4 protein-coding genes are annotated in these 2227 nt (G+C 66.2%); 1 reads left to right on the top strand and 3 read right to left on the bottom strand.

From position 1 onward, the window contains the following. Positions 1-97 precede the first annotated feature (97 nt). Together H505_RS48320 and H505_RS50385 are read right to left on the bottom strand one after the other, a co-directional pair. Entirely contained in the window at positions 98-622 is a 525-nt protein-coding gene (locus H505_RS48320) for a hypothetical protein (protein ID WP_026405400.1), read from the bottom strand. Between the two features lie 50 nt (positions 623-672). Continuing rightward, the gene (locus H505_RS50385; RefSeq protein ID WP_157433237.1) at positions 673-831 is read right to left on the bottom strand and encodes a hypothetical protein; all 159 of its coding nucleotides are present in this window, start codon (positions 829-831) and stop codon (positions 673-675) included. A 332-nt stretch (positions 832-1163) separates the two neighbouring features. On the opposite strand from H505_RS50385, the gene H505_RS48315 reads away from it, so the two are divergent. Beyond that, on the top strand, positions 1164-1538 hold the full coding sequence (locus H505_RS48315; protein WP_026405399.1) for a hypothetical protein: 375 nt from the start codon (positions 1164-1166) through the stop codon (positions 1536-1538). Between the two features lie 11 nt (positions 1539-1549). Here H505_RS48315 and H505_RS46060 read toward each other — a convergent pair whose 3' ends face one another. Continuing rightward, entirely contained in the window at positions 1550-2101 is a 552-nt protein-coding gene (locus tag H505_RS46060; RefSeq protein ID WP_051301463.1) for a DinB family protein, read from the bottom strand. Positions 2102-2227: the final 126 nt, after the last annotated feature.

Genomic DNA, 2227 nt, shown 5'->3' with positions numbered 1-2227 from the left:
GCTACGTTGTTGCCCCCACCGGGCCGGTCACCTCGCCAAGGCCATCCACGTCCTCCAGAACCGCGAGCTCAACGCATGTTGAAAAAGCTTCACTGTTTCAGGCCGCCAAGGCGGCGTGAATTTCAGTCGTTGCTTGCTGTGCGGTGAGCAGGTTGATCGAGCGGCGCGGGAGTGGTCGGGGGCCGTCGGCGTCGATGAGGTAGGTCGGGCCGTAGGGCCAGGGGCTGGCGAGGAGCGGGACGAGGCCGGTGCCGGGCCAGCTCTGGAGGGTGTCGTGGACGACGTCGGCGTCCGGGCCCGGGGCCGCGAACCACAGCACCGTGGAGACGGTGAAGGACGGACGGTCGTTGACGTCGAGGGCGCGGATGACGTCGGCCTCGAACTCCAGGCGTTCGGCGGCCTCTTCGAGGGTTTCGACCGCGTGGAGGCGCGGGGCGAGGCTCTCGGCGAGTGTGTCGTCGAAGGCGTCGCCGAACAGGCGCCCCAGCTCGTGGCCGGTGGCGATCACCCACGAGATGCCGACCTTGTCGGTGAGTACTTCGGTCAGGGCGGCGCGCAGGAGGCCGCCGACGGCGTCTGGCTGTTCACAGGCTGCCGGATCGACGAAATCCGCCGACTGCAACTCGACTGCGTCATCTGGGACGAGGGCACCGACGACCAGACTGGCGAGACCTACCCGATCTGCCTTCTGCGCATCCCGGCCACAAGACCTCCGGACCGTTCACCAAGCCCGTTGACCCGGTTGTCGGCCAGGTCATCGAAGCCCGGAAACTCGTCCGCCCGCCCCAGCCCGACATCGCCGACCGCAAGACCGGTCAGCGCCGCCAGCACCTGTTCTGCCGCCGCGGCCAGGTCATCGGCTCCAGCTACCCCAACGATCGTGTGCTTCCGCTCTCTGCCGCAAAGCCGGGATTCCTGAGAGCGATTTATGCGGAGCGCTCACCAGACCACTGCGCCCGCGCCACTATCGCCACCGGCTGCTGAACGCCCGTGAACCGCTTTCCCTCGCCGACCTGCAGCAATGGCTCGGGCACAAGCATCCCTCCAGCACCCGCCGCTGTGCCGCGATCCTGCAGCGCACCCTCGCCGGCGCCTACAGGAAGGCCGACTACTTCGCTCGCAACGTCTGCACGATCGAAGTCCTCATCGACTGCGACACCATCTTGTCCGGCGGCGCCGCCGACGGGCAGCCGCGGAAGTACTACGACCTGGGCGACGGGCACTGCGCCTACGACTTCTTCGCCAAATACCCTCACCGGCTCGCCTGCGCCCGCTGCACTTTCTATCTTCCGAAACACTCCCATGCCGGGCAGCTCCTCGCCGTCAAGGACGGCATCAACCAGATGCTCGAACAGGTCGATCTCACCGAGGATGAGCGCGAAGCCCTCGAAGGCGATCGGGACGCCGTCGCCGCCCTTGCAGAACGCCTCGCCGACACCCCCACCTCCGCCGGGCCGACCCCCGACCAGCTGGGCAGCGACAGCGCCTTCATCTCTCTCACCGCGCTGCGTGACAGCCTGCCGGGAGGCAATCCGTGATCAGGGCGCGCTCAGTCCTGACCGGCTTCTCGTGCCACGCGCTCGAGCCGATCTCGATAGTTTTTCCACCAAGCCGTATCACCAGGCGCCATGTTGCCCCTGTCGACTCGCAAACCCACTGCCCCGTCGATCAGCTCACGGACAATGTCGGCGTGCCCGGCATGCCGATCGGTCTCAGCGATCACGTGCACCAGGATCCGGTGCAGCGTCACCTCACTCCGTCCAGCCGGCCAGTGCGGCACTTGACCGATCGCGTCCAGCGCCAATGCGTCGATCGTGGCGTCGGAGTGCATCCACGCCCGGCGATATAGCCCGATGATCTGATCACGGGACTCATCAGCCGTCGCCCACATGTCCGCGTTGATTTCGGCGCCCTCGGCGAACCAGGGCATAGCCTCACCGGACGGCCGACCGAAAGTATCGCCGAAGTAGACCAACTCCATGCTGGCCACATGCTTGACCAGCCCCAACAGGTTGGTGCCGGTCGGCGTCACCGGACGACGGATGTCGTACTCCGAGAGCCCCTCGATCTTCCACACCAAGGCGTCACGCCCAGCCTGCAGATAATGCTTAAGGTCCGCCTTGGGATCCGATTCAGTGAAGCTTTTTCAACATGCGTTGAGCTCGCGGTTCTGGAGGACGTGGATGGCCTTGGCGAGGTGACCGGCCCGGTGGGGGCAACAACGTAG

The sequence above is a fragment of the Actinomadura rifamycini DSM 43936 genome (genome assembly GCF_000425065.1).
Classification (GTDB): domain Bacteria; phylum Actinomycetota; class Actinomycetes; order Streptosporangiales; family Streptosporangiaceae; genus Spirillospora; species Spirillospora rifamycini.
The sequence above is the reverse complement of the archived record's forward strand: the minus strand, read 5'-3'. Positions and strand labels throughout refer to the sequence as shown.